Here is a 2,402-nt window from a genome sequence, read left to right as displayed (position 1 = left end):
GGTTCTGACCTGGCAAAGCGTTTTAACCCGGTTTCTGAACGGAATCTTATTGAAAAATATGTCTACCAGCCCTTATACGACTCAACTAAAGTTCTGGCACAGCAGCTTTTCCCAAGGTTAAACAGATACCAGATTCGCGGTACTTATCAATCGCAGGCAAATTCTGTTTTCCAGTTAAATGCTATAAACGTACCGCAAGGTTCAGTTCAGGTGGTAGCAGGGACGTTGCCATTACAGGAAGGAGTTGATTTTACCGTGGATTATAATGGCGGTATGGTTAGTATACTCAATCAGGCGCTCTTAAATTCGGGGCAGCCGATCCGGATAAAACTCGAAAATAACGAGCTTTTTGGTTTGCAGCAGAGATCACTGACAGGTTCGAGGTTTGATTACCGGGTAAATAATAAGCTGAACCTGGGAGGTACCATTATGAACCTTACGGAGAAGCCGCTGACTGAAAAAGTGAATATTGGTGAGGAGTCAATTTCCAATACCATATGGGGCCTCGATGCGAATTACAGTTCTGGCTCCAGATGGCTGACCCGGATGGTGGATAAGATTCCTTTTATAAATACTAAAGAGCCTTCTACATTAACATTCAGTGGTGAATATGCGAATATGATACCGGGCCATCCCAGAGCTTTGAACTTCGCGGGAAGCAGGAACGGCGCAAGTTACCTTGATGACTTCGAAGCCAGCAGGTCGCTCATTGATATTAAGAGCGCAATAGCCTGGCAGATTTCGGGAACTCCGCAGATGTTCCCGGAATCCCGGTTAAATAATGATCTGACTTATGGATATAACCGGGCACGCCTGGCATTTTACAATATAGACCCAATTTTCTTCGTTAGCGGAAATACACTGACTCCCGATAATATCAAGAAAGATAAAAATGAACTTTCTAATCATTATGTCCGTCAGGTTTTTGAAAGGGAAGTTTTTCCTTTTAAAGAATCTTCTACAGGCCAGCCGATCATATTACCGACTTTCGACCTGGCATATTATCCAAGGCTAAGGGGCCCTTATAATTTTACAAGCACAGGCTTAAATCCGGATGGTACACTGTCTAATCCCCGAGGCCGCTGGGGCGGGATATTCAGAAAATTGGAGACCAACGATTTTGAAGCCCTGAATATTGAGTTTATTGAGATGTGGATGCTCGATCCATTTATTTACAATCCTACAAGCCAGGGTGGAGATGTTTATTTCAACCTTGGAAATATTACAGAAGATATATTAAAAGACGGCAGAAAGAGTCTCGAAAACGGTCTACCCGTGGACGGAAATGCCGCCAAAACAGATGCTACAGTTTGGGGAAGGGTTCCTAAGCTCCAGCCGGTTATTCAGGCATTTGACAATAATTCAGGGGCGCGTGCTTTTCAGGATGTAGGTATTGACGGTTTAGGCAGTGTTGATGAACGGCAGCAGTTTGCTCCTTTTCTAACTCAGGCTAAAGCATCAATAAATGCTCGGGCGGCAATAGCACTCGACGAAGATCCGGCATCAGATGATTACCAATTCTACCGGGGCTCAAACCTGGATCAGCAAAACGCAGGGATATTGAAGCGTTATGAAAGATATAATAATCCTGAGGGGAACTCGAAAACACCAGATCAATCCCGGGCTCAAACAGGCATTGAAAATACTGCTTCGACATCATTGCCGGATGGGGAGGATATCAACAGAGATAATAACTCCACTCTGGCTGATGAATATTATCAATATAAAGTATCTATTCGTCCCCAGGACCTCACGAATGTAGGGACCAATTATATCACCGACATCGTTCCGGCTACCGTACGATTAGCAAATGGTAAGACTGAAACCGTTCGCTGGATCCAGTTCAAAATCCCTGTAAAGGATTATATACAAAAAGTCGGTAATATCGAAGATTTCAAATCGATCCGGTTTATCAGGATGTTTATGACCGATTTCGCGGATACGGCTGTTTTGCGTCTTGCGAAGCTGCAGCTGGTAAGAGGTGAGTGGAGAAGGTATAACGCAGAGAAGAATCCCACGAAAGTGCTTGCAGACCCGTCATTAATTAATCCAGGGCTGGATAATTCAACGCTTGATGTTGCCGCGGTAAATATTGAAGAAAATGGCAAGAGAACTCCCATCCCTTATGTGTTGCCTCCGGGTATCGAACGCGAGCGCGACATCACTAATTTCCGTGGCGAATCCCGTCAGAATGAGCAATCTCTTTCTTTAGCAGTGCGCAACCTCCGGGATGGTTACGGCCAGGCTTCGTACCGCACCTCATATAATGATTTCCGTTCTTACAAAAGAATGGAAATGTTTATCCACGCAGAGGGGGATCAGCTGCGTGACAATGATGTACGGGCATTCCTTAGAGTTGGTACGGATAATCAGGACAATTATTATGATTACGATATTCCCCT

Annotated in this window: 1 protein-coding gene; it reads left to right on the top strand. The window is 44.5% G+C overall.

What is annotated here, in order from left to right:
* Window positions 1-2,402, top strand: a 2,402-nt coding sequence (sprA, locus tag WBJ10_RS13450; protein ID WP_424291141.1) for a cell surface protein SprA, incomplete at both ends; no start/stop codon positions are given.

Source organism: Daejeonella sp. (genome assembly GCF_049655485.1).
Classification (GTDB): domain Bacteria; phylum Bacteroidota; class Bacteroidia; order Sphingobacteriales; family Sphingobacteriaceae; genus Daejeonella.
The sequence above is the reverse complement of the archived record's forward strand: the minus strand, read 5'-3'. Positions and strand labels throughout refer to the sequence as shown.